Source organism: Mesorhizobium sp. M7A.F.Ca.US.014.04.1.1, from assembly GCF_003998745.1.
In the GTDB taxonomy this organism is placed as follows: Bacteria; Pseudomonadota; Alphaproteobacteria; order Rhizobiales; family Rhizobiaceae; genus Mesorhizobium; species Mesorhizobium ciceri.
Genome location: NZ_RZRW01000665.1, coordinates 1 through 2,878, shown reverse-complemented (window position 1 = coordinate 2,878; position 2,878 = coordinate 1). Strand labels below are relative to the sequence as shown.

Here is a 2,878-nt window from a genome sequence, read left to right as displayed (position 1 = left end):
CCTCGCGCTCGGCGCCGAGCCGCTCGGTGCGTCCATTGACGATGATCTCGACGCCGATGGCGCGGCCATTCTCGACAACGATGCGGCTGACCGTGGCGTCGGTGCGCAACGCCAGGTTCTTGCGGCCAAGCGCCGGCTTCAGATAGGCGACCGCGGTGCTCGAGCGTTTTCCCCGGCGCGTCGTCGTCTGGTAGAAGCCGGCGCCGGCCTGTTCGCCGGCATTGAAGTCGGCGCGGAAGGGAAGACCCGCCTGCTGCGCCGCCTTGACGAAGATCCGGGTCAATGGATGCGGGGCGCCGCTGGAAACGCCGAGCGGGCCGTCGATGCCGTGCTGCGGACCGGCGAAGATGTCGTTGCCTTCGGAGCGGATGAAGTACGGCAGCACCTCGGCGTAGCTCCATCCCGCACAGCCATTGTCAGCCGCCCAGCCGTCGTAATCCTGCGGACAACCACGGGTGAAGACCTGGGCGTTGATCGAGGAGCCGCCGCCGAGCACACGCGCCTGCGGATAGACCATGGTGCGGCCGTCGATCGCTTTGCCGGGCGCGGTGTCATAACCCCAAATCAACGGTCCCGACGTCATCTTGAAGAAGCCGACCGGCAAATGGATGTAGCGATCGGTGTCGGGCGGACCGGCTTCGAGCAAGGTCACCGACACGTCCGGATCCTCGCTCAGGCGGGCGGCCAGAATGCAGCCGGCCGAGCCGCCGCCGACGATGATGTAGTCAGACATTCTCGCTCCCTTGGCAGTGCGAAATCAGTGCCCTGCTCTCCTCTACGCAACGATCTCAAGTCGCTTGTGCCGCGTCAAGAGAAAGGGTATGGTTATGGTGTTGAAGGGTTGTCGTACAAGTGGAGGAACTTGACAACCCATCGATCGGAGGCCCGGCCGCGCTCCCCGCGCATGCCGCCGGGCGGGAAACAGATTTCAATCGGGAGGTTTGAATATGAAGGACAGGACAGATCTTACGCTTTCGGTCAGCCGCCGGACGCTGATGATGGGCGCCACCGCCGGCATAGCGGCGCTCGCCATGCCGAGCGTTTTGCGGGCCCAGGAAAAACCGACGCTGGTGACGTCGATCCGCTCGCTCTCCAACCCCTACCACGCGGTGTGGAAGACCGGCGCCGAGGCCTATGCCAAATGGGCTGGGCTTGAGCACGTCACGCTGGTGTCGGAAGGCAACAGCGAGAAAGGCATCGCCGACATCAAGGCGATGTTGGCCAAGACCGGCGGCAACATGGTGCTGAATTCCGATCCCAATGACACACCTGACGCGCGCCCGATCGTCGAAGCCTGCGCCAAGGCCGGCGCCTATGTGGTGACGCAGTGGAACAAGCCGTCCGACCTGCACCCGAAGGACTTCAACCCGAATTATGTTTCCCACATCGAGTTCGACGGCATCGAAAGCGGCAAGACCATCGCCGAGATCCTGTTCAAGACCATCGGCGGCAAGGGCGGCATCGTCGCGCTCGGCGGCCTGATCTCGACCACGGCGGCGATCGAACGCAAGAAGGGCCTCGACGCGGCCCTTGCCGCCAATCCCGACATCAAGCTGCTCGACTTCCAGGTCGCCAACTGGAAATCGACGGAAGCCTTCGACTTGATGGGCAATCTGCTCACCCGCTTCGGCGACGACATCAAGGGCATCTGGGCCGCCAATGACGACATGGGCTCCGGTGCACTCGAAGCGCTGCGCGCCGAGAACCTTGCCGGCAAGGTGCCGATCGTCGGCGTCGACGGCATCAATACGGCGGTCGACGCGGTGCGCACGGGCGAGTTCGCCTGCACCGTTACGTCCGATCCGTTCTGGCAGGGCGGCATGGGTCTCGCCATCGGCTACAACGCCAAGATCGGCAAGTTCGATCCGACCAAGGAGCCGCCGGAACACCGCGAGTTCTACGGCAAGGCGGTGCTGATCTCGCATGACAATGTCGAGGAATATTACAAGACCAATGTCGATTCCAAGCCGGAGATCGACTGGAACGATCTGTGGGGCCGGGTGACTGGAGCCATCCGCACCTGATCAACCGGAGCGGGCCGCATCTCCCTGGTGGCCCGCTTCCTCCCGCAGCCGTCGCGATCCCCTCGTCGCGACGGCTGTCATCAGCAGACGGGAAGCGGTTTCTTGACAATCCATACAGAACCCCTGAAGTCCGTTTCGGACATCGAGCGGACGACGCTTATGACAGTTCTCCCCGGCCGCATCGCCACCGTGTTCGGTGGCAGGCGCTGGCGCAGCCTGGCGCCGCTGGCGGTGCTGATCGTGCTCTGCGTGCTGATCGCCATCGCCAATCCCAATTTCATCGAGTTGCGCAACCTGGTGCGGCTTGCCAATTCGGCCGCCGTGCCGCTGACGCTGGCCATGGGGCTGACCTTCATCATCCTGATGGGCAGCATCGACCTCTCCGTGGAGGGCACGCTGTCGGTGTCGGCCATGGTGGTGGTGCTGCTCGCCGCCAATGACGCGAACGCCAATGACTATGGCTGGTGGGCGGTGCTCGCCGCAATTGTCGCCGGCACCGCGATGGGGTTCGTCAGCGGCCTCGTCCAGACCATGCTGCGCATCCCCTCCTTCATGGCGACGCTCGGCATGTGGTTCATCGGCCTTGGCCTGTCAGTCTATATGCTGGGCGGCTCGGCGATCCGGCTCAACGACGCCTCGATCCGCGACCTCGCACTGCACCGTTTCCTGGGCTTGCCGGTGGCAGTCTGGGTCGCCTTTGGCGCTTTCCTGCTCGCCGCCGTCATTCAGTACCACACCAAGCTCGGGCGCCACATTCTGGCGATCGGCGGTGATGAGGATGTCGCCAAGCTCTCCGGCGTCAACGTGGTGCGTGTGCGCATCACCGCCTTTTCGTTTGCCGGTTTCTTTTTCGG

General features: G+C 63.9%; 3 protein-coding genes. 2 read left to right on the top strand and 1 reads right to left on the bottom strand.

All coding sequences use genetic code 11. The annotated features are described in order from the left end of the window. The coding region (locus tag EOA22_RS29580) for a GMC family oxidoreductase N-terminal domain-containing protein (RefSeq protein ID WP_206521356.1) at window positions 1-733 on the bottom strand (733 nt) is incomplete at its 3' end. 214 nt (window positions 734-947) lie between these two features. Here EOA22_RS29580 and EOA22_RS29575 point away from each other — a divergent pair. After that, window positions 948-2,024 carry a sugar ABC transporter substrate-binding protein gene (locus EOA22_RS29575; protein WP_063170663.1) on the top strand — a complete coding sequence of 359 codons (1,077 nt, stop codon included), beginning with the start codon at window positions 948-950 and terminating at the stop codon, window positions 2,022-2,024. Between the two features lie 159 nt (window positions 2,025-2,183). After that, the coding region (locus EOA22_RS29570) for an ABC transporter permease (protein ID WP_164755983.1) at window positions 2,184-2,878 on the top strand (695 nt) is incomplete at its 3' end.

Coding starts and splice junctions, on each gene's coding strand:
- EOA22_RS29575 (WP_063170663.1), top strand. CDS start 948: ATGAAGGACAGGACAGATCTTACGCTTTCGGTCAGCCGCCGGACGCTG.